At 69.8% G+C, this 20,910-nt stretch carries 15 protein-coding genes; 6 read left to right on the plus strand and 9 right to left on the minus strand.

Annotation, left to right across the window (positions count from 1 at the left end):
- Positions 1 to 37: 37 nt before the first annotated feature.
- The 3 genes from gatB to gatC are packed head-to-tail and all read right to left on the minus strand — an operon-like array spanning position 38 to position 3,348.
- Positions 38 to 1,516 (minus strand): Asp-tRNA(Asn)/Glu-tRNA(Gln) amidotransferase subunit GatB, encoded by a 1,479-nt coding sequence (gene gatB / locus ACPYIS_RS01035; RefSeq protein WP_424895209.1) that lies wholly within the window; start codon positions 1,514 to 1,516, stop codon positions 38 to 40.
- Positions 1,517 to 1,519: 3 nt separating this feature from the next.
- Positions 1,520 to 3,052 (minus strand): Asp-tRNA(Asn)/Glu-tRNA(Gln) amidotransferase subunit GatA, encoded by a 1,533-nt coding sequence (gatA, locus tag ACPYIS_RS01040; protein ID WP_424858716.1) that lies wholly within the window; start codon positions 3,050 to 3,052, stop codon positions 1,520 to 1,522.
- Positions 3,049 to 3,348, minus strand: coding sequence for an Asp-tRNA(Asn)/Glu-tRNA(Gln) amidotransferase subunit GatC (gene gatC / locus ACPYIS_RS01045; protein WP_299022704.1), 300 nt, complete (start codon positions 3,346 to 3,348; stop codon positions 3,049 to 3,051). Before gatC ends, gatA begins: the two co-directional genes overlap by 4 nt.
- A gap of 139 nt (positions 3,349 to 3,487) precedes the next feature.
- Between gatC and ACPYIS_RS01050 the strand changes: the two genes are divergently transcribed.
- The 4 genes from ACPYIS_RS01050 to mrdA are packed head-to-tail and all read left to right on the plus strand — an operon-like array spanning position 3,488 to position 8,008.
- A complete protein-coding gene (locus tag ACPYIS_RS01050) occupies positions 3,488 to 4,534 on the plus strand; it encodes a rod shape-determining protein (protein ID WP_425973778.1) in 1,047 nt (348 codons plus the stop codon).
- A gap of 49 nt (positions 4,535 to 4,583) precedes the next feature.
- Positions 4,584 to 5,468 (plus strand): rod shape-determining protein MreC, encoded by an 885-nt coding sequence (mreC, locus tag ACPYIS_RS01055; protein ID WP_299022709.1) that lies wholly within the window; start codon positions 4,584 to 4,586, stop codon positions 5,466 to 5,468.
- Positions 5,465 to 5,989 carry a rod shape-determining protein MreD gene (gene mreD / locus ACPYIS_RS01060; RefSeq protein ID WP_299022711.1) on the plus strand — a complete coding sequence of 175 codons (525 nt, stop codon included), beginning with the start codon at positions 5,465 to 5,467 and terminating at the stop codon, positions 5,987 to 5,989. The genes mreC and mreD overlap by 4 nt, the downstream gene beginning before the upstream one ends.
- A gap of 48 nt (positions 5,990 to 6,037) precedes the next feature.
- A complete protein-coding gene (gene mrdA / locus ACPYIS_RS01065) occupies positions 6,038 to 8,008 on the plus strand; it encodes a penicillin-binding protein 2 (protein ID WP_424895207.1) in 1,971 nt (656 codons plus the stop codon).
- Here mrdA and ACPYIS_RS01070 read toward each other — a convergent pair.
- The 3 genes from ACPYIS_RS01070 to glnK form a co-directional block, all read right to left on the minus strand.
- Entirely contained in the window at positions 7,990 to 8,754 is a 765-nt protein-coding gene (locus ACPYIS_RS01070) for a TSUP family transporter (protein WP_424895206.1), read from the minus strand. The two genes, mrdA and ACPYIS_RS01070, sit on opposite strands and share 19 nt — an antisense overlap.
- Positions 8,755 to 8,924: 170 nt before the next feature.
- The gene (locus ACPYIS_RS01075; RefSeq protein WP_299022184.1) at positions 8,925 to 10,340 is read right to left on the minus strand and encodes an ammonium transporter; all 1,416 of its coding nucleotides are present in this window, start codon (positions 10,338 to 10,340) and stop codon (positions 8,925 to 8,927) included.
- A gap of 45 nt (positions 10,341 to 10,385) precedes the next feature.
- Positions 10,386 to 10,724 (minus strand): P-II family nitrogen regulator, encoded by a 339-nt coding sequence (gene glnK, locus ACPYIS_RS01080; RefSeq protein ID WP_299022182.1) that lies wholly within the window; start codon positions 10,722 to 10,724, stop codon positions 10,386 to 10,388.
- 175 nt (positions 10,725 to 10,899) lie between these two features.
- Here glnK and ACPYIS_RS01085 point away from each other — a divergent pair, with 175 nt between their 5' ends.
- Positions 10,900 to 12,453, plus strand: a complete 1,554-nt coding sequence (locus ACPYIS_RS01085) for a YifB family Mg chelatase-like AAA ATPase (protein WP_424895205.1) — start codon at positions 10,900 to 10,902, stop codon at positions 12,451 to 12,453.
- A 29-nt stretch (positions 12,454 to 12,482) separates the two neighbouring features.
- A complete protein-coding gene (locus ACPYIS_RS01090) occupies positions 12,483 to 14,987 on the plus strand; it encodes a GspE/PulE family protein (RefSeq protein WP_424895204.1) in 2,505 nt (834 codons plus the stop codon).
- Between the two features lie 21 nt (positions 14,988 to 15,008).
- On the opposite strand, the gene ACPYIS_RS01095 is transcribed toward ACPYIS_RS01090, so the two are convergent.
- The 3 genes from ACPYIS_RS01095 to ACPYIS_RS01105 are packed head-to-tail and all read right to left on the minus strand — an operon-like array spanning position 15,009 to position 20,789.
- The gene (locus ACPYIS_RS01095) at positions 15,009 to 16,460 is read right to left on the minus strand and encodes an efflux transporter outer membrane subunit (protein WP_424858710.1); all 1,452 of its coding nucleotides are present in this window, start codon (positions 16,458 to 16,460) and stop codon (positions 15,009 to 15,011) included.
- The gene (locus ACPYIS_RS01100) at positions 16,457 to 19,600 is read right to left on the minus strand and encodes an efflux RND transporter permease subunit (protein WP_424895203.1); all 3,144 of its coding nucleotides are present in this window, start codon (positions 19,598 to 19,600) and stop codon (positions 16,457 to 16,459) included. The genes ACPYIS_RS01095 and ACPYIS_RS01100 overlap by 4 nt, the downstream gene beginning before the upstream one ends.
- Before the next feature lie 13 nt (positions 19,601 to 19,613).
- Entirely contained in the window at positions 19,614 to 20,789 is a 1,176-nt protein-coding gene (locus tag ACPYIS_RS01105; RefSeq protein WP_424895202.1) for an efflux RND transporter periplasmic adaptor subunit, read from the minus strand.
- Positions 20,790 to 20,910: the final 121 nt, after the last annotated feature.

The raw sequence follows: 20,910 nt of genomic DNA on the forward strand, positions 1-20,910 counted from the left end.
CGCACGCTGCGGGGCGCGATCCCACGGACACACCGCGTCAGCCGCCCAGCGCGCGCCGCAGCAGCTCGTTGACTTGTTGCGGGTTGGCCTTGCCCAGCGTGGCCTTCATCACTTGGCCGACCAGGGCGTTGAACGCTTTGTCCTTGCCGGCGCGGTATTCGGCCACGTTCTTGGGGTTGGCGGCGACGACTTGCTCGACGATCGCCTGCAGGGCGCCAGTGTCACTCATCTGGCGCAGGCCCTTGGCGGCGATGATCGCATCCACGCGCGCCAGCGCCTCGTCCCCCGTGGCCGCTCCCGGCTCGGCCCACAGCGCGTCGAACACCTGCTTGGCCGCGTTGTTGGACAGCGTGCCGTCGGCCACGCGCTGCAGCAGCGCGCCCAGCAGCGCCGGGGACACGGGGCAGGACTCGATGCCGATGTCGGCCGCGTTGAGTCGGCGCGAGACCTCGCCCATGATCCAGTTGCTGGCGGCCTTGGCCGGCGCGCCCGCGCGCACCGTGGCCTCGAAGTAAGCTGCCATGGCCGGGGACTGGGTAAGCGTGGTCGCGTCGTAGTCGGGCAGGCCATGCTCGCGCACCAGGCGTTCGGCCAGCGCACGCGGCAGCTCGGGCAGGGTGGCGCGCACCTGCGCCACCCACTCGGGATCGATCACCAGCGGCGGCAGGTCGGGGTCGGGGAAGTAGCGGTAGTCGGCCGCGTCTTCCTTGGTGCGCATGGCGCGCGTCTCGCCCGTGTCGGGGTCGAACAACACGGTGGCCTGCTCGATGGCGTGGCCGTCCTCCAGCTGCTCGATCTGCCAGCGCACCTCGTAGTCGATGGCCTGCTGCATGAACTTGAAGCTGTTGAGGTTTTTGATCTCGCGCCGGGTGCCCAGCGGCTGCCCCGGCTTGCGCACGGAGACGTTGGCGTCGCAGCGGAACGAACCCTCCTGCATGTTGCCGTCGCAAATGCCGATCCAGGTGACGAGCTTGTGCAGCTCCTTGGCGTAGGCCACGGCTTCGGCGCTGGAGCGGATGTCGGGCTCGGTGACGATCTCCAACAGCGGCGTGCCCGCGCGGTTGAGATCGATGCCGCTCATGCCGTGGAAGTCTTCGTGCAGCGACTTGCCGGCGTCCTCTTCCAGGTGCGCGCGCACCAGGCGCACGGTGCGCCGCTCCTGGCCCAGGTAGAACTCGATGGCGCCGCCTTGCACCACGGGGATTTCGTACTGGCTGATCTGGTAGCCCTTGGGCAGGTCGGGGTAGAAGTAATTTTTGCGCGCGAAAACGCTGCGCGGGGCGATGTGGGCCCCGACCGCGAGGCCGAAGCGAATCGCGCACTCGACCGCAGCGCGGTTCATGACGGGCAATGTGCCCGGCAGCGCCAGATCGACCGCACACGCCTGCGTGTTGGGCTCGGCGCCAAAGGCGGTGGCCGCGCGGCTAAAGATCTTGCTGCGCGTGGACAGTTGGGCGTGCGTCTCGAAGCCGATGACGACTTCGTAGCCCTGAACGAGAAACGATGAACGGGTCATGGGTCAAGCCTGACGCGAGAGGGTGTCGCCCGCCGGGGCGCGGGTGTGCCAGTCGGTGGCGCACTGGAACTGGTGCGCGGCGTGCAGCAGGCGCGCCTCGGCCAGGTGCGGGCCGATGAGCTGCAGGCCCACCGGCAGCCCACCCGCGCCGAAGCCCGCCGGCACACTCATGCCGGGCAAGCCAGCGAGCGACGCGGGCAGCGTGTAAATGTCGGCCAGGTACGCCGCGAGTGGGTCATCGGCCTTGTCGCCAATCGCCCAGGCCACGGTGGGCGCCACCGGCCCCGCGATCAGGTCGCACTGCTCGAAAGCCTGCAAAAAATCCTGCGCGATCAGGCGCCGGATTTGCTGTGCCTTCAGATAGTAGGCATCGTAGTATCCGTGCGACAGCACGTAGGTGCCGATGAGGATGCGGCGCTGCACCTCGGCACCGAACCCCTCGCTGCGGCTGCGGCGGTACATGTCGAGCAAGTCGGTGTACTCGGCGGCCCGGTGGCCGTAGCGCACGCCGTCGTAGCGGCTGAGGTTGGAGCTGGCCTCGGCCGGCGCGATGATGTAGTAGGCGGGGATGGCGAGCTGCGTGCGCGGCAGGTGCACGTCCACCAGCGTGGCACCCAGGCGCTCGAACTCGGCCAGTGCCGATCGCACGGCGGCCAGCACGTCGGCGCTACAGCCGTCACCCAAAAACTCCACCGGCAATCCGATGCGCAGGCCCTGCAGCGGCCGCGCGGCGCTGGCGCCGGGCAGCGGCTCGTCCAGCCCGCGCGTGTAGTCCTCGGCCGGGCGGTCCAGGCTGGTGGAGTCGCGGTCCGGGTCGGGGCCGGCCATGGCCGACAGCAGCAGCGCGCAGTCCCACGCCGAGCGGGCGATCGGGCCGGCCTGGTCCAGGCTGGAGGCATAGGCGACCATGCCGTACCGCGAGCAGCGGCCGTAGGTGGGTTTGATGCCGGTGACACCGCAAAACGCCGCCGGCTGGCGGATGGAGCCGCCGGTGTCGGTGCCCGTGGCCGCAGGCACGAGCCGCGCCGCCACCGCCGCTGCCGAGCCGCCGGAGGAGCCGCCGGGCACGCGCGTGGGGTCCCACGGGTTGCGCGCGGGGCCGTAGGCCGAGTTGTCGTTGCCCGAGCCCATGGCAAATTCGTCGCAATTGAGCTTGCCCAGCGTCACGGCGCCCGCGCCGGGGTGGCCGTCGGCGCCGTGCCCCAGGCGCGCCACCACGGTGGCGTCGAACGGGCTGCGGTAGCCAGCCAGCATACGGCTGCCGGCGGTGGTCGGCCAGTCGCGCGTGACGAACACGTCCTTGTGCGCGATCGGCACGCCCAGCAGCGGCGTGTGCTCGCCGCGTGCGCGCCGCTCGTCGGCCGCGCGGGCCTGCGCGAGACTCGCTTCCTCGTTCAGCGCCAAAAAGGCGCCCAGCGCCTCGTGCGCGCGTACGCGCTGCAGCAGTGCCTGCGTCGCTTCGACGCTAGAGACGCGCCGCTGCTCGAGCGCCGCCGCCAGCTCGGCCACGCCCATGTGGTGCAGTTCGGTACTCATTCGATCACCCGCGGCACGAGGTACAAGCCGCCTTCGACGGCCGGGGCACTGGCCTGATTGGCCTCGCGCTGGTTCGGTTCGGTCACGACGTCGTCGCGCAGGCGCAGACGCACCGGCTCGAAGACCTCGGCCGGATGCGCCAGCGGCTCGACACCGGTGGTGTCGACGGCGCGCATTTGCTCGACGATGTCGAAAAACGCATTGAGCTGGCCCAGCATGCGCTCGGCGGTGGGGCGGTCGAGCGCCAGCCGCGCCAGATGCGCGAGGCGATCGACATCCTGTAGGGTCAGTGCCATGGTGTGTAACGAATGAAAACGCCGCGTGTCGAGACCGTGAACAGAGGTCGATGCGGTATTATCCCGGGTTTCACGATACGGCCTGCCCGCGGCCAGACGCCCACCCCTTGCAGGCAGGCTGCACAGGACTCCACACACCATGTTCGAATCTCTGCGTCGGCACTTCTCGACCGACCTCGCCATCGACCTGGGCACGGCCAACACGCTCATTTACGTGCGCGGCAAAGGCATCGTGCTCGACGAGCCGTCGGTCGTCGCCATCCGCCACGAGGGCGGCCCCACCGGGAAAAAAACCATCCAGGCCGTCGGCCACGCGGCCAAGGCCATGCTGGGCAAGGTGCCCGGCAACATCGAAGCGATCCGGCCCATGAAGGACGGCGTGATCGCCGACTTCACCGTCACCGAGCAAATGCTCAAGCAGTTCATCAAGATGGTGCACCCGCGCTCGATGCTGCGCCCGAGCCCGCGCATCATCATTTGCGTGCCGTGCGGCTCCACGCAGGTGGAGCGGCGCGCCATCCGCGAATCGGCGCTCGGTGCTGGCGCGTCCGAGGTGTTTCTGATCGAAGAGCCGATGGCCGCGGCGATCGGTGCCGGCCTACCCGTGTCCGAGGCCGCCGGCTCGATGGTGGTGGACATCGGCGGCGGTACCACCGAGGTGGGCGTCATCAGCCTGGGTGGCATGGTCTACAAGGGCAGCGTGCGCGTTGGCGGCGACAAGTTCGACGAGGCCATCATCAACTACATCCGCCGCAACTACGGCATGTTGATCGGCGAGCCCACCGCGGAGCTGATCAAAAAGACGATCGGCAGCGCCTTTCCCGGCTCCGAAGTTAAGGAGATGGAGGTCAAGGGCCGCAACCTCTCCGAAGGCGTGCCGCGCAGCTTCACCATCAGCTCCAACGAGGTGCTGGAGGCGCTGATGGACCCGATCAACAACATCGTCAGCGCGGTCAAGACGGCGCTGGAACAAACCCCCCCGGAGCTGGGCGCCGACATCGCCGACCGCGGCATGATGCTGACCGGCGGTGGCGCGCTGCTGCGCGACCTGGACCGGCTGCTCAACGAGGAAACCGGTCTGCCGGTGTTCGTGGCCGAAGACCCGCTGACCTGCGTGGTGCGCGGTTGCGGCACGGCGCTGGAGCAGATGGACCGGCTGGGTCACGGCATCTTCACCAACGAGTGAGGCACGTGGGCGGCCCCGTCGCCGACGGCCCGATCGCCATCGCCGCACCATGCCGCTGGGCACCCTCGACCGCACACCGCCGCCCTTTTTCAAGCAGGGCACGCCCGCGCTGAGCAAGATGCTGGTGCTCAGCGCACTGGCGGTGGTGCTGATGGTGGTCGATGCCCGCCTACACTGGGCGGCGCCGTTGCGCACCGCCGTGGCCACGGTGCTGATGCCGGTGCAGTGGCTGGCGCTGCAGCCGGTGCACGCAGTGCGGTGGGTGGGGGCGCACTTGGCGTCGCTGGAGGCGGCGCAGCGCGACGCCCGCGAAGCCCGCGAGCAATTGGCCCAGCAAGCGCAGCGCGCCGGGCTGGTGGAGCACCTGGCGCAAGAAAACCGCGAACTGCGTCGGCTGCTCGGCCTGCGCGAGCGGGTATCGCCCGCCGCGCAGGGTGCGGAAATCCTGTATGCGTTACCCGATCCCTACGTGCCTGGGGTGGTGATCGACCGGGGCGCACTGCAGGGGGTACGGCTGGGCGCCCCGGTGATGGACGGCTACGGCGTGCTGGGGCAGGTGACGCGCGTGCACCCGGCCACGAGCGAGGTCACGCTGCTGGTACACCGCAAAATGGCGGTACCGGTGCTCAATACCCGCACCGGGGAGCGCTATTTGGCCTATGGCACCGGCAGCCGCGACGAGCCCGAACTGAGCCTGCGCTTCGTTCCCGTGCAGACTGCCACGCGCGCCGGTGACGTGCTGGTGACCAGCGGCATCGACGGGTTGTACCCCACGGGCCTGCCCGTGGCCACGGTGCGCCGGGTATCGGCCGAGGGCGGTGAAGGCTTTGCCGAGGTGCTGGCGGAGCCCGCAGCGCGCGTGCGCGACGCCCTGCACGTGCTGGTGCTGGAGCCGATGTCCAGCGCCCCCGCTGCCCGGGAGGATCGGCCATGATCATGCCGCGCGGCCAGGCGCTGCTGTTGCCGGCCAACCCCACCTTCGTTTGGGTGACACTGGCCGCGGCCTTCGTGTTGCAGGTCTTGCAAGGGCTGCTCAGCCCCGCCGCTTGGCTGCCGGACTGGATGGCGCTGGTGCTGGTCTTTTGGATCGTCCACCAGCCACTGCGCGTCGGCGTGGGGGTGGCATTCGTGGCCGGGTTGGGGCTGGACGTGCACCAGGGTGTCTTGCTGGGGCAACACGCCCTGGCCTACACGGTGATGGGGTACCTGGCAGTGACGCTGCACCGGCGTGTGCTGTGGTTCGACTGGCTGGGCCAGACGCTGCACGTGCTGCCGCTGTTGGCGGTGGCCTTTGGCGTACAGGTGCTGGTTCGCGCCGTCGCTGGGCATGGCGCGCCGCCCGCATGGGCCTGGGTGTCGCCGTTGCTGACCGCAGCGCTGTGGGTGCCGGCGACCGGCCTGTTGCTCGCACCGCAGCGCCGCGCACCCGACCCCGACGAGACGCGGCCCCTGTGATCGCGGGGCATGTCCTTCCCTCGGCCGCGAGACCCGCCCAACCCCGCGATGACTGCCTACACCGACGCCGACGCCCACATCGCGCAGCTGCGCTGGCGCGCCTGGATCGCGCTGGTGGCTGTGGTGTGTGCGTTTGGCCTGGTGGCCTTGCGGGCCTGGCACCTGCAAATCCGCGAGCACGAACGCTACCTCGCCCAGGCCGAAAGCAACCGCACGGCGGTGGTGCCCATCGTGCCGCTGCGCGGTCGCATCGTGGACCGCAACGGCATCGTGCTGGCCGAAAACCTGCCCGTGTACACCCTGGAGATCGTCCCCGCGCGCACGCCCGATTTGGACGCCACCCTGGAGCGGTTGGGCGATTTGATCACGCTCACGCCACGCGATCTGCAGCGCTTTCGGCGACTGCTGGCCGATTCCAAGCGCTTCGACTCGGTGCCGCTCAAAACCCGGCTGAGCGAGGCCGAGATGGCGCGCGTCGGCGCACACTTGTGGTCGTTGCCTGGCGTGGACATCCAAGCGCGCCAATTGCGGCGCTACCCGCTGGGCCCCACCGCCGCGCACGTCATCGGCTACATCGGGCGCATCAGCCCACGCGACCGTGAGGCGATGGAAGACTGGCCCGAGGAAAAAGTCGCCAATTACCGCGGCACCACCCACATCGGCAAGCTGGGGGTGGAGCTGGCGCAAGAGGAACGCCTGCACGGACGCACGGGTTTCGAGCGCGTCGAGACCTCGGCCACCGGGCGTGCCGTGCGCCGACTGGAGGCGACGCCCCCGCAGCCCGGCGAGACGGTGCGCCTGTCGATCGACGTGCGGCTGCAGCACCTGATCGAGCGCCTGTACGGCGAGCGGCGCGGGGCGTTGGTCGCGCTCGACCCGCGCACGGGCGAGGTATTGGCGCTGGTGAGCATGCCCAGCTTCGACCCCAACCTGTTCGTCGACGGCATCGACGTGGACAACTGGCGTGCGCTCAACGAATCGCTGGACCGCCCACTGCTCAACCGCGCGCTGCGCGGCACCTACCCGCCCGGGTCGACCTACAAGCCGTTCATGGCACTGGCCGCTCTCGAGCTGGGGCTGCGCACGCCGCAGACCGTGGTCCATGACCCGGGCTATTGGATGCTGGGCAACCACCGCTTTCGCAGCCACGGCGAACACGCCCTCGGCGCGGTCGATCTGCGGCGCAGCATCGTCATGTCCAGCAACGTGTACTACTACACCCTGGCACACGAGATGGGCGTACAGGCCATCCACGACTTCATGGCCCCGCTGGGATTTGGGCAGCTCACGGGGATTGACCTACCGGGCGAGGCGCGCGGGATTCTGCCCAGCCCCGCGTGGAAGCGGGCCACCTACAAGCGAGCCGAGCAGCAGCGTTGGCACCCGGGCGAGACGATCTCGCTGGGCATCGGCCAGGGCTACAACAGCTTCACGATGCTACAGCTGGCCACCGCGATGGCGACGCTGGCCAACGGTGGCCAGCGCCAGACGCCGCACGTCGTGCTAGAGACGCTTGCCCCTGGTCCGCAAGGCGAAGTCACCTCGACCCGGGTGCAGCCAGCCCCACTGGCGCTGGGCTACCGGCCACAGCACGTGCAGACCGTGCTCGAAGCGATGGCGGCCGTGACCACCGAGGGGACGGCGGCGCGCGTGTTTGCCGGCGCCCCCTACCGCAGCGGCGGCAAGACCGGCACCGCGCAGGCGGTCACCATCGGCCAGCGCGACAAATACGACGCCCGCCGCTTGGCCGAATTCCAGCGCGACCACTCGCTCTACGTGGCGTTCGCGCCAGTGGAATCTCCGCGCGTGGCGTTGGCCGTGATCGTGGAAAACGCCGGTTTTGGTGCCGCCCATGCGGCCCCGATTGCGCGCCGGGTGTTCGATTACCTGCTGCTGGGCCAGTACCCGAGCGAAGAGGACATCGCTGCCACGCAAAAAGGCCAAACCGCTGCGCCCATCGGCACGCCGCGGCGCGTCGAAGACATCCCGTGGCCGCCGCCTCAGGGCAGCGCGCCGTAAGCGTCCCAGGTGGTCTTGGCAATGAGGGCCGCGACCACGATCAGGAACACGCCACGCACGAAGCCAGCGCCGTGCCGCAGCGCCAGACGCGTGCCCAGCAGGCTGCCGGCGACGTTGGCCAGCGCCATCGCCAGCCCGTAATGCCACCAGACGTGGCCCTTCCAGGCAAACAGAGCCACCGCCGCGACGTTGGACGTGGTGTTGAGCAGCTTGGCCGCCGCGCTCGCCCCCAAAAAGTCGTACCCCAGCCAGCGCACGAAGGCAAACACGAAAAAGCTGCCCGTGCCGGGCCCAAAGAAGCCGTCATAAAACCCGATCGTGCCCCCCACCGCGCACGTCGCCAGCACCTCGGCGCGACCGGCATAGCGGGGCTGATGGGTGCGGCCCAGGTCTTTGCGCGCCAGGGTGTAGAGCAGCACCGCCGCCAGCACGAACGGCAGTGCGCGCCGCAGCGCCTCGGGCGACACCACCGTCACCACCCACGCCCCCAGCCATGCCGCCAGCGCACACACCCCCGCTGCGGGCAGCAACGCCGACCAGCGCAGGGGCACGCGCCGGGCATAGCGCCACGTGGCGGTCGCCGTACCCCACATCGAAGCGCTTTTGTTGGTGCCCAGCAAGGTGGCGGGCGGCGCATGCGGAAAGGCCGCAAACAGCGCCGGCACCAGAATCAGGCCGCCGCCGCCCACGATCGAATCCACGAACCCCGCCAGCAACGAAGCCGCTGTCAAAACCAGCCATTCCATCCCCCCGATTGTGGCGCCTGCCGCCCACCCAGGCGGCCGCGTCGCGTCGCCCGTTTGACGACCCCCTGCCCGACTGGCGGTCACGCTGGTTGAAAAAAGGCCCGGGTGCTTGGCGCAACCCGGGCCACGAGCCCTAGGAGAGACGCGAGGCAGATGAAGCCGTGGCGTCGTCAGCGGTTGTAGGCCGACTCGCCGTGGTAGGTGATGTCCAGACCCTCGCGCTCTTCCTCTTCGGTCACGCGCAGACCGATGACCATGTCCACGATCTTGTAGGCGATGAAGGCCACCACCGACGACCACACCATGGTGATGACGACACCCTCGGCCTGAACCAGGAGCTGGCTGGCGATGCTGAAGTCCTCGGCACCCGTGCCGCCCAGCCCCGGCGCGGCAAACACCCCTGTCAGCAGCGCACCGACGATGCCGCCGACCCCGTGCACACCGAACACGTCCAGCGAATCATCGGCACCGAGCATCTTCTTGAGGCCCGTCACGCCCCACAGGCACACGAAGCCCGCCACCAAACCGATGACGATGGAACCCATGGGCCCGACCGAACCGCACGCCGGGGTAATGGCCACCAACCCCGCCACCGCCCCAGATGCCGCGCCCAGCATGGACGCCTTGCCCTTGTGCAGCGCCTCGCCGATCGACCAGGCCAGCACGGCCGCTGCGGTGGCCAGCAGCGTGTTGAGGAACGCCAGCGCGGCACCGGCGGTGGACTCCAGGTTGGAGCCCGCGTTGAACCCAAACCAGCCCACCCACAGCAGCGAAGCGCCCACCATCGTCAGCGTCAGGCTGTGCGGGGGCATGGCCTCGCGACCATAGCCGATACGCTTGCCCAGCAGATAGGCGCCGACCAGACCCGCCATGGCGGCATTGATGTGCACCACGGTGCCACCGGCAAAATCCAGCGCACCCTTGTCCAACAAATAACCGCCAGGCCCCCACACCATGTGCGCGATCGGCAGGTAGCTGAACGTGAACCACAGCGCGCTAAACAGCAGCACCGCGCTGAACTTGATGCGCTCGGCAAACGAGCCGACGATGAGCGCACAGGTGATGCCCGCGAAAGTGGCCTGGAATGCAACGAAGATCAGCTCCGGTAACTTGACGTTTTCGGTGAAGGTATCCGCCAATGACGCCGTGGTCACCCCCGCCAGAAAGACCTTGTCCAAGCTGCCGATGATGGCCCCCTCGCCCCCAAACGCCAGGCTGTAGCCGTAAATGGCCCACAGCACCGTGATGAGCGAAAACACCATCATCACCTGCATCAGCACCGACAGCATGTTCTTGCTACGCACCAGCCCGCCGTAGAACAGCGCCAGCCCAGGCAGCACCATCAGGACGACCAGCAGCGTGGCGGTCATCATCCAGGCCACGTCGCCCTTGTCGACCGTGACCGCCGCCGCAGCGGCAGCAGCGGGCTCGGCCGCCGCCGGTTCGGTCGCGGCGGGGGCGGGAGTAGGCGCCGCGGTCTCGGCCGCCGCGGGCGCGTCTTTGGGAGGCTCGGCACTCTGGGCCAGCGCGGCGCCAGCCCATACCAGCCCGATACCCAGGCACAGACTCAAGAGCAGTTTTTTCATGGGAATCCCCTCACGGTGATGGGTGTTGGATGGATGGGCGCGGCGTCAGAGCGCGTCGGCGCCCGTCTCGCCAGTGCGGATGCGGATCACTTGCTCGAGCGGGAAGACGAAGATCTTGCCGTCGCCGATCTTGCCGGTGCGGGCCGCAGACTCGATCGCCTCGATGACACGCTCGACCAGCCCGTCGGCCACGGCCGCCTCGACCTTGACCTTGGGCAGAAAATCGACGACGTACTCCGCGCCCCGGTAGAGCTCGGTATGGCCCTTCTGGCGCCCAAAGCCCTTGACTTCGGTGACCGTGATGCCCTGCACGCCGATGGCCGACAGCGCTTCGCGCACCTCGTCGAGCTTGAAGGGTTTGATGATGGCGGTGACCAGTTTCATGGCAGTCCTTTCCTTGGGGTTGCTCACCTTTCCATTAGGCTCACCCATCCAAAGCACGACGCGTGCCAGCCTGCGCCGATGCCGCGCGCGGCCAGCACGCTCGCCGACCGGCTCGCCACCCATGGCATCATTGGCACCGAGCCATTCGCACGAGCGAGAGGGAGGGCGACAGGTCATGGGTCTATGCGTGGTGCACAGCCGTACCCTCGTGGGGTTGACGGCGCATCCGGTGCACGTCGAGGTGCACCTGGCCAACGGTTTACCCAGCTTCACGCTGGTTGGACTGGCCGATACCGAAGTCAAGGAAGCGCGCGAGCGCGTGCGCTCGGCGATCCAGAACAGTGGGCTGGAGTGGCCCTCGTCCAAGCGCATCACGGTCAACCTGGCGCCCGCCGATTTACCCAAGGAATCGGGTCGGCTCGACCTGCCCATCGCGCTGGGCATCCTGGCCGCCAGCGGCCAGCTCGATGCACAAGCCCTGCAGGGGTACGAATACGCGGGCGAACTCTCGCTCAGCGGCGCCTTGCGCCCCGTGCGCGGCGCGCTGCCCATGGCACTGGCCCTGCGCACCGAACACGCGCAGCGCCCGGCGGCCCCCACCCTGGTGCTGCCCGCGGGCAGCGCCGAGGAAGCCGCCCTCGTGCCCGGGGTCACGGTGGTGCGCGTGGCGCACCTGCGGGACGTGGTGCAGCGCTTCGCAGCGGGCGAGGGTCAGGCTGCCGACGACGCGGGTAGCTGGCAATTGGTGCGTGCTGGCACCACTTTGGTGCATACCGCACCCAGCGGCCCCGATCTGGCTGACGTCAAGGGGCAGGCGGCCGCGCGGCGGGCGCTGGAGGTCGCGGCAGCTGGCGGGCACAGCCTGCTGCTGTCGGGGCCGCCGGGTTCGGGCAAATCGATGCTGGCGCAGCGGCTGGCCGGACTGTTGCCCCCGTTGAGCGACGACGAAGCCCTGGAGGCGGCAGCCATCGCCTCGCTGGTCGGGCGCTTCGACCCACAGCGCTGGCGCCAGCGCCCCACCGCCGCCCCACACCACACGGCCAGTGCGGCGGCGCTGGTGGGCGGCGGCTCGCCACCGCGCCCAGGGGAGATTTCGCTCGCCCACCACGGCGTGCTGTTTCTGGACGAGCTGCCCGAATATTCCCGTGCCGCGCTGGAGGCGCTGCGTGAGCCGCTCGAGACCGGCACGGTGCGCCTGTCGCGTGCAGCGCGGCAGGTCGAGTACCCGGCACGCTTTCAGCTCGTCGCGGCCATGAACCCCTGCCCGTGCGGCTACCTGGGGGCGACGACGCGCGCCTGCCGCTGCACACCCGAGCAGATCCAGCGCTACCGCAGCCGCCTCAGCGGCCCGCTGCTGGACCGCATCGACCTGCAGGTCGAGGTGCCGGCGCTGCCGCCCGAGGTGCTGCTGACATCGACCCCGGGCGAGTCATCCGCCGTGGTACGTGAGCGGGTATGGGCCGCGCGGGCACGCGCCCAGGCACGCCAGGGCTGCCCCAACCACGCCTTGCAAGGGGACGCGCTGCTGGCCCACGCCGCCGCCGACGATGCCGCACAGCGCCTACTGCAGCAGGCGGCGGCACGGCTGGGCTGGTCGGGGCGGGCCACGCACCGGGCGCTGCGCGTGGCGCGCACCATCGCCGACTTGGCGGGCAGCGAGCGCGTGCAGGCCATTCATGTGGCGGAAGCGCTGCAGTACCGCCCCACGCCGGGCCCGATGCCGCCATAATGGCGCGCAGCGCCACGCCCTTGCCCTCCATGAACACTGCGACGCCCGCTTTTCGAGCCTCAGCGTTTCCGGACGACGCCGCCCTGCCACCGCTGCGTTGGCCCACGCCTCCTTACCTGGCGTACGGCGCGGGGCAACAATTGGACGGCCCACAGCCGTGCGAGGTCGAGGGGGTCAACGGCCAGACCCGCTCGTGCCTGCTCGTCAGTCTGGACATGGAGCGGCGGCTCGCGCTCATCCAGGTGCCGCCGTCGCGCACCGTGATGCCGTTGCGGTTCGACATGTTCCGACGGCTCTCGCTGACCGAGCCGCTGGCGCCACTGGCACTCACCGACACCCAGCCACCCGACAGCACGTTCGAGGCCTTGGTGCGCCACCGCCCGCGCCTGCCGTACCGGCTGACGCTGGCCGACGGCAGCGTGCGCGAGGGCACGACCATCGGACACGTGACCGGCGAGGCGGGTGCCTTTCTGTACGAGCCCCTCGACGACGACGACCGCGTGCGACGGTTGTTTTTCCCGCGCGAGGCGTACCGGGATCTTCACGTCGGCGAGGCGATCGGCCGGGTGCTGGTGGAGCAGCAGGCCCTGACCGCCGACCAAGTCGAACTGGCCGCGCGCGAGCAAGAAGCGATGCGCCAGCGCAAGCTGGGCGACTACTTGGTGGGCAAGGAGATCGTCAAACCCGAGCAGCTGCTCGCGGCGCTGGAAGAGCAGCACCGCATGCCGCTGGTGCGCATTGGCGAGGCGCTGACAGCGCTGGGGTTCATCACCGAAGCGCAACTGCAAGAGGCGCTGGAGCGCCAAAAATCCGAGCGCAGCGTGCCGTTGGGGGAGCTGTTGGTGCAAAGCGGTCAGCTCACGCGCGAGCAGCTGCGGGTGGCGCTGGCGCGCAAGATGGGCTACCCCGTGGTCGATCTGGCGCAGTTTCCGGTCGATGCCGACGCCCTGCGGCGGGTCCCGCTGGCCACTGCACGCAAACTGCGCATCGTGCCGCTGCTGTGGCGCGCCGGCACGCTCATCATCGCCGCCGAAGACCCCTCGCGGCGGGCGATGATCGACGAGCTGGAGTTTTTGCTGCAATGCAAGGTGGTGCCGACACTCAGCAGCCAGCCGCTCGATGCCCGCGTCGTCACCGACGTCTATGCCCGCTTCGGGCTCGATGCCGGTGCGCCCCCCGTCGCCGAGGCACCGGGCGGTGCCGAGACCTCATCCGAGCAGCTGCTCGAGTCGCTGGAGCTCAGCGCCGAGGACGCCGACGACGGCGCCCCACCGGTCGAGCAATCCGACAACTCGCTGGTCCGGTTGATCAACACCATCATCGTCGAGGCCTACCAGCAAGGCGCCTCGGACATCCACATCGAGACGCACCCGAGCAAGCGCAAGGTGCGCATCCGTCTGCGCAAGGACGGGCGGCTGCGCCCCTACATGGAGCTGCCGCACACGTACCGCGCGGCGCTCGTCGCGCGCATCAAGATCATGTGCGAGCTCGACATTTCCGAGCGCCGCAAGCCGCAGGACGGCAAGATCGACTTCGCGAAGTTCTCGCCGCAGCACCGCCTGGAACTGCGCGTGGCCACCATCCCCACGCACGGCGGCGCGGAGGACGTGGTGCTGCGCATCCTGACCTCCGCCAAGCCCCTGGCCGTCGAGGAGCTGGGACTGACGCCGGAGAACCACGACCAGCTGCTGCAGGCGGTGCAGCGCCCGCACGGCATGGTGCTGTGCGTCGGGCCCACCGGATCGGGCAAGACGACCACGCTGCACTCGCTGCTGCAGCACATCAACACGCCCGATCGCAAGATCTGGACGGCCGAAGACCCGATCGAGATCGCCAACCCCGATCTGCGCCAGATCCAGATCAATCCGCGCATCGACTGGACGTTCGGCAAGGCGCTGCGCGCCCTGCTGCGGGCCGACCCCGATGTCATCATGGTCGGCGAGATCCGCGACACCGAGACCGCGCAGATGGCCATCGAGGCGTCGCTGACCGGCCACCTGGTGCTGTCCACCCTGCACACCAACAGCGCAGCCGAGACGGTGGTGCGCCTGCTCGACATGGGGATGGACCCGTTCAACTTCGCGGACTCGCTGGTGGGGGTGTTGGCCCAGCGCCTGGTGCGCCGTCTGTGCCCCAACTGTGTGCACACCTCGCCGGCCGATGCCGCATTCGTGGACGAGCTGCTGGCCGACTACCTGCACGCCTTCCCGGACGACCTGTGCCCCGGAGCCGATGCCCTGCGCTCGCAATGGCAGGCGCGCTTCGGACGCGAGGGGGGCGGGCTCACCCGGTCGGAATCGGCCGGCTGCCCGCTGTGCGACCACACCGGCTACAAGGGCCGGCTCGGCATCCACGAACTGCTGCTGGTGGACGGCCCCCTGCGCCGGCTCATCCAGACCAAGGCCCCGCCGGAGGTGCTGGAACACTCGGCGATGGCCACCGGCCACTTCCGCACCCTGCGGCAGGACGGGATCCTGAAGGTGCTGCAGGGCCTGACGACGATTGACGAGATCCGCGCCAGCACGGCACACTGAGCACCACCGGGACGCCTGCCGTCAGCGCGCGACCAAGGGTGCCCCGGAAGGCGTCCAGCCGCCGCCCAGGGCCTTGAAGACGTCCACCGTCGCCGCGAGCTGCGCACGGCGGTTGGACAGTGTCTGCAGTTGCGCGGCGTTGGCGGTGCGTTCGGCGTCGAGCAGCTCCAGATAACCGGCGTAGCCGGCGTCGTAACGCCGGCGCGCCAGCACCAGCGCCTGGCGCGCCGCGCCCTCGGCCGCAAGCACCTCGGGCTCGGACGCGCGCGCAGCGCGCAGGTTGGCCAGCGCGTCCGAGACATCCTTGAACGCCGCCTGCACCGCCCCCTGATAAGCCGCCAGTGCTTCGCGCTGCCGCGCCTCGGCCTGTTCGACCCGCGCGCGCCGCAGCCCCGCGTCGAAGATCGGCAGATCGACCCCCAGCCCCAACGTCCAGATCCGCGACCCGCCGCGCAGCAGCTCGGACAGCTCCGCGCTCTCGCCACCCGCCAGCCCCGTCAGCGCGATGGACGGAAACAGCGCGGCCCGGGCGACGCCGATCTGGGCCTGGGCCGAAACGAGCGCCTGCTCCGCCTGGCGCACGTCCGGCCGCCGCTCCAGCAGCACGGAGGGCAGACCCGCGGGCGGCACGGGCGGCCGCGGCAGATCGCGCACGCGCCCTTCGGCCAGCACGAGTCCCGGCTCGCCCACCAGCAGCGCCAACTGGGCGTGCACCCCGGCGCGCTGCCGCTCCAGTTCGAGCAGTTGCACGGCGGCCTCGGCGCGCAGCCCCTCGGCCTGCGCCACCTCCAGCCGGCTGCCCAGGCCGTTATCCAGCCGCAGCCGCAGCAACCGCAACGCCTCCTCGCGGGTGCGCAGGGTCTCGCGCGTCAGGGCGATCTGCTCGTCCAGCGTGCGCAGGCCGAAGTCCCCCTGCACCACCAGGCCGGCCACGGTCTGGCGCACCACCTCCTGCGCGTACCGGGTGGCCAGGGCCTGGGCCCGGGCGGCTTCCGAGGCGCGGCGCAACCGCCCCCAGAAGTCCAGCTCGAATCCGGTGGACAGCGCCAGGCGGTAGCGATCGGTGGTGGCGCCGCCGCCGGCCTGTCCGGTGGTCGCGCTGGAGCGGCTGCGCGCGGCGCTGCCCTGCCCGTCGACACCGGGCCAGCGCGCGGCATCGGCCTGCGCCAGCAGGGCCTCGGCCTGCTCCACGCGGGCCACCGCCTGCCGCACGTCGGCGTTGTGGGCCAGCGCGCGCTGCACGAGCGCCGTCAGCCGCTCGTCCCCGAACTGCGTCCACCAGTCGGGTGCCACCGTGGCCTGCGCCAGCGCGGCCTCACCCCCTTCCCCCGGAAACTGCGCCGGCAGCGCGACCTCCGGGCGCCGGTAGTCGGGACCGACGGCGCAGCCGGCGAGCACCGCTGCGGCCAACAACAGGGCCGCGCGGGCCGTCGCACGGGTGAAGGGGATCGAAGGGGGAATCACGGTCATCATACCGGCAGCTCCTCGGTCTCGGCCGGGGTGTGGGTGTGCTGCGGTCGCGGCTTGCGCGCCAGCAGCGCAAAGAACAGGGGCACGAAGATCGGCGCGACGAAGGTGGCCACCAGCATCCCGCCGAACACCCCGGTGCCCATGGACTGCCGCGCGGCGGCACCGGCCCCCGTGGCCAGCACCAGCGGCACCACGCCCAGCACGAAGGCCAGCGACGTCATCAGAATGGGCCGGAACCGCAGCCGGGCCGCCTCCAGCGCCGCATCGGCCGCCTTCTTGCCGTGCTCCATGCCCTGCATCGCGAACTCGGCGATCAGGATGGCGTTCTTGGCCGCCAGGCCGATCAACACCACCAGGCCGATCTGGAAATAGATGTCGTTCTGCATGCCGCGCAGCCACACGGCGAGCAACGCGCCGGTGACCGCGAACGGCACCGCGAGCACCACCGCGAACGGCACGCCCCAGCGCTCGTACAGCGCCGAGAGAATGAGGTACACCATCACGAGCGCGAAGCCGAACGCGAACACCGACGCACTGCCGGTGCGCTTTTCCTGGAAGGCCTGACCTGTCCATTCGTAGCTGTAGCCCGGCGGCAGCGCCTGGCGCGCCACGGCCTCGACCGCGGCGATCGCTTCGCCGGAGCTGTAGCCCGGCTTGGCGTTGCCCATCACCTTGGCCGCGATGTACGAGTTGTACCGCTCGATCTGCTCGGCCCCGACGACGGCGTCCACCTGGATCAGCGCCTTGAGCGGGATCATCTGCCCGGTGGTCTGCGAACGCACGTACAGGCGCCCCAGGTCGTCCGGCTTCGCGCGGTACGGTGCATCGGCCTGCATCGTGACGCGGTAGATGCGACCGGAGCGGTTGAAGTCATTGACGTAGAGCGAACCCATCTGCGCCTGCAGCGCGGCGAACACCTCGTTGACCGGCACGCCCAGCGCAAGCGCCTTCTCGCGGTCCACCTCCACGCGCAGCTGCGGCACGGTGGGGCGGAAGAACGTCTGCGCCTGCGCAAGCACCGGGTGCTGGTTGAGCGCGGCGATGAAGTCCTGCGTCACCTGCGCCAGGCGCTGCGGGTCGCTCTCGCCGCGCCCCTGCACATACACCTCGAAGCCGCCGGCCTGCCCCAGCCCCTGGATGCCCGGCGGGTTGAAGGCGAAGGCCAGCCCGTCCTTCAGCGCGAGCCCCATGCCGCTGACCTGCTGCGCGAGCTGCTGCGTGGTCTGCTCGCGTTCCTCCCAGCCCTTCATCGGGATGAAGATGGTCGCCGCATTGCTCTTGGCGCCTCCGCCGATCAGGTCGAAGCCGTTGATGATGAAGAAGCTGTCGATCGCGGGGTTCTGCGCATTCATCAGGCGCAGCTGCTCGGTCGTGCGCGCGGTGCGCTCGAGCGTCGCGCCGTCGGGCAGCACCACGGCGGCGATGATGTAACCCTGGTCCTCCTCCGGCACGAAGCTGCCCGGCACACGGGCGAACAGCCACGTCGCCCCGCCGAGCATCAGCGCAAAGCCCAGCAGCGCCAGGATGCGGCGCTTGAGCGCCAGATCCACCGCCCCCAGAAAGCGGTGCGTCAACCAGTCGAAGCCGCGGTTGAAGGGTGCAAAGACCTGCTGCAGCCGCGTGCGGCCGTCGAAGTGCGGCTTGAGCAGCAGCGCGCACAGCGCCGGCGTCAGCGTCAGCGCCACGACGCCCGACAGCACCACCGCAATGGCCACCGTGACCGCGAACTGCCGGTACAACTGCCCCGCGATGCCGCCCATGAACGCCACCGGGATGAACACCGCGCACAGCACCAGCACGATGCCCACCACCGCGCCCGAGACCTCGCGCATCGCCTCGATGGCGGCGGCCATCGGGCTCATCTTCTCCTCGCGCATCAGCCGCTCGACGTTTTCCAGCACCACGATGGCGTCGTCGACCACGATGCCGATGGCCAGCACCATCGCGAACAGGGTCAGCGTGTTGATCGAAAAGCCGAACAGCCACAGCCCCGCGAAGGTGCCGATCAGCGACACCGGCACGGCGAGCATCGGAATCAGCGTGGCGCGCCAGGTCTGCAAAAAGACGAACACCACGATCAGCACGATCGCCGCCGCCTCGAGCACCGTCTTGACCACCTCGTGGATGGAGGCTGAGACGAAGCGCGTGGTGTCGTAGGGGATCAGGTAGTCCACGTCCTGCGGAAAGCGCTCGCGCTTGAGCTCGACCATGCGCGACTTGACGGCATCGCCCACGTCGAGCGCGTTGGCACCCGACTGCAGGAACACGCCGATCGCAATGGCCGGCATGCCGTTGACCGTGCTGGACTGGTCGTAACTCTGCGCCCCCAGCTCGATGCGCGCCACGTCCTTCAGGCGCAGCACGCCGTTCGGGCCGGCCGCGCGCACGACGATCTCGCCGAACTCCTCGGGCTGCACCAGCCGCCCCCGTGCGGTGACGGTGTAGACCAGCTCCTGCCCCTTCGGCGCGGGCTCGGCGCCGATCTTGCCCGCCGCGTACTGCGCGTTCTGCGCGTTGACCGCGGCCGCGATGTCGGCCGTCGTCACGCCCAGCTGCGCCATGCGGTCCGGCTGCAGCCAGATACGCATCGAGTAGTCGCGCGCACCGAAGACCAACACGTCGGCCGTGCCGGGGATGCGCTTCAACTCGTCGAGGATGTTCTGCGTCGCGTAGTTGGACAGGAACAGCTCGTCATGGGTGCGCTTCGGCGAATTGAGCGCGATCACGAGCAGGAAGTTCTCGGAACGCTTGGCCACCACCACGCCGTTGCGACGCACCTCGTCGGGCAGCCGTGGCGTGGCCAGCTGCACGCGGTTGTTGACGTTGAACGTCGCCTTGTCGATGTCGGTGCCGACCTCGAACGTGGCGGTGATCGTGACCGTGCCGTTGGACGAGGAGGTTGAGTTGAAGTAGAGCAGGTTCTCGACACCCGAGAGCTGCTCCTCGATCGGCGCAGCCACCGTGCGCGCCAGGGTCTCGGCCGAGGCACCCGGGTACGTCGCGGTGATGGTCACCGTCGGCGGCGCGATCTCGGGGTACTGCGCGATCGGCAGGATGCGCAGCGCCACCAGCCCGGCCAGCACGATGATGATCGACAGCACGGCCGCGAAGATCGGCCGCTCGATGAAAAACTTGGACGACATGCGCGGCTCCCGTTCAGTTCGCTGCGCCGGCCTTCGGGGCCTCGGCCGCCGGTGTGGCGGGGGCCGCGGAAGTGGCGGGCTGAGGGGCGACGGGCGCCCCCGGACGCAACTTCATCAGGTTGTCCAGGATGACCTGGTCGCCGTCGGCCAGCCCGCGGTAGATGACCCAGTCCCGGTCCAGCCACGGTCCGGTCTCGACCGGCGCAGGCGCCGCCTTGCCGTCACGCACCACCCACACCATGCGCCCCTGCTCGGTCTGCATGACGGCCGACTGCGGCACCTTGAACGCGTCCACCTGCCCGGCCACGACCTGGGCACGCACGAATTGCCCTGGCAGCACCGCCAGCTCCGGGTTGGGGAACTCGGCCCGCAACTGCACGGTGCCCAGGCGCGGCTCCACGGTCGAGGCGGCGAAGTTCAGTCGCCCCCCGGTCAGCACGGGCTTGCCGTCCGGCCCCAGCAACCGCACCTCCGCCCGCCGGGCCTGGCGCAGGCGCGTCAGTTCCGCCTCGGAAAACGAAAACCGCACCCAGATCGGGTCGGTCTGCGCGATCGTCGTCAACAGACTGTCGGCGCCGGCGGCGACCAGCGCTCCCTGCGACTTCTGCGCGCGCCCCGTGACCCCCGTGATCGGGGCCGTCACCGTGGTGTAGGAGAGGTTCAGCTCGGCCTCCCGCACCGCCGCCTCGGCCGCGGCGACGGCAGCCTCGGTAAGCCGCACGGCCGAGACCGCGTCGTCGTACTCGCGCCGGGCGATGGCCTGCTGCTCGGCCAGGGGCGCGAGGCGCTGCGCCTCGCGCCGGGCCTGCTCCAGTTGCGCCTGCCGCTGGGCCAGGTTGGCCCGCGCCTGCTGCAGCGCGATCTCGAACGGGGCGCGCTCGATCTGGAACAGCGGCGCTCCGGCACGCACCCGCTCGCCCTCCTGGTACAGCCGCCGCTCGAGCAGCCCCGAGACCCGGGCGCGGACCTCCACCTCCTGGGAACCTTCGGCCTGCCCCACCGCCTCCACGGTGACCGGGACCGGCTCACGCCGCGCCACCCGCACGGTGACCGGCATGGCGGGCATCTCGGCCCCCGATCCGGCGGCCTGGGCCCCGGGAGACGCGCCGCGCTCCCCGCACGCGGACAACAGAACCGCGCCGGCCAGCGCGGCCAGGATCGACAAGACGAAACGATGGGGATGGGCCATGATGCAACCGTTGAGGAAAACGACGGAATCTCGCCCGGATCCAGCGGAATCCGGACGGACGATGGGGAACCAGGACGGTGTGGGCGGTATCATACATACATTCCTGCATGTATGTTTGACA

The sequence above is a fragment of the Tepidimonas sp. HKU78 genome, assembly GCF_049860815.1.
Classification (GTDB): domain Bacteria; phylum Pseudomonadota; class Gammaproteobacteria; order Burkholderiales; family Burkholderiaceae_C; genus Tepidimonas.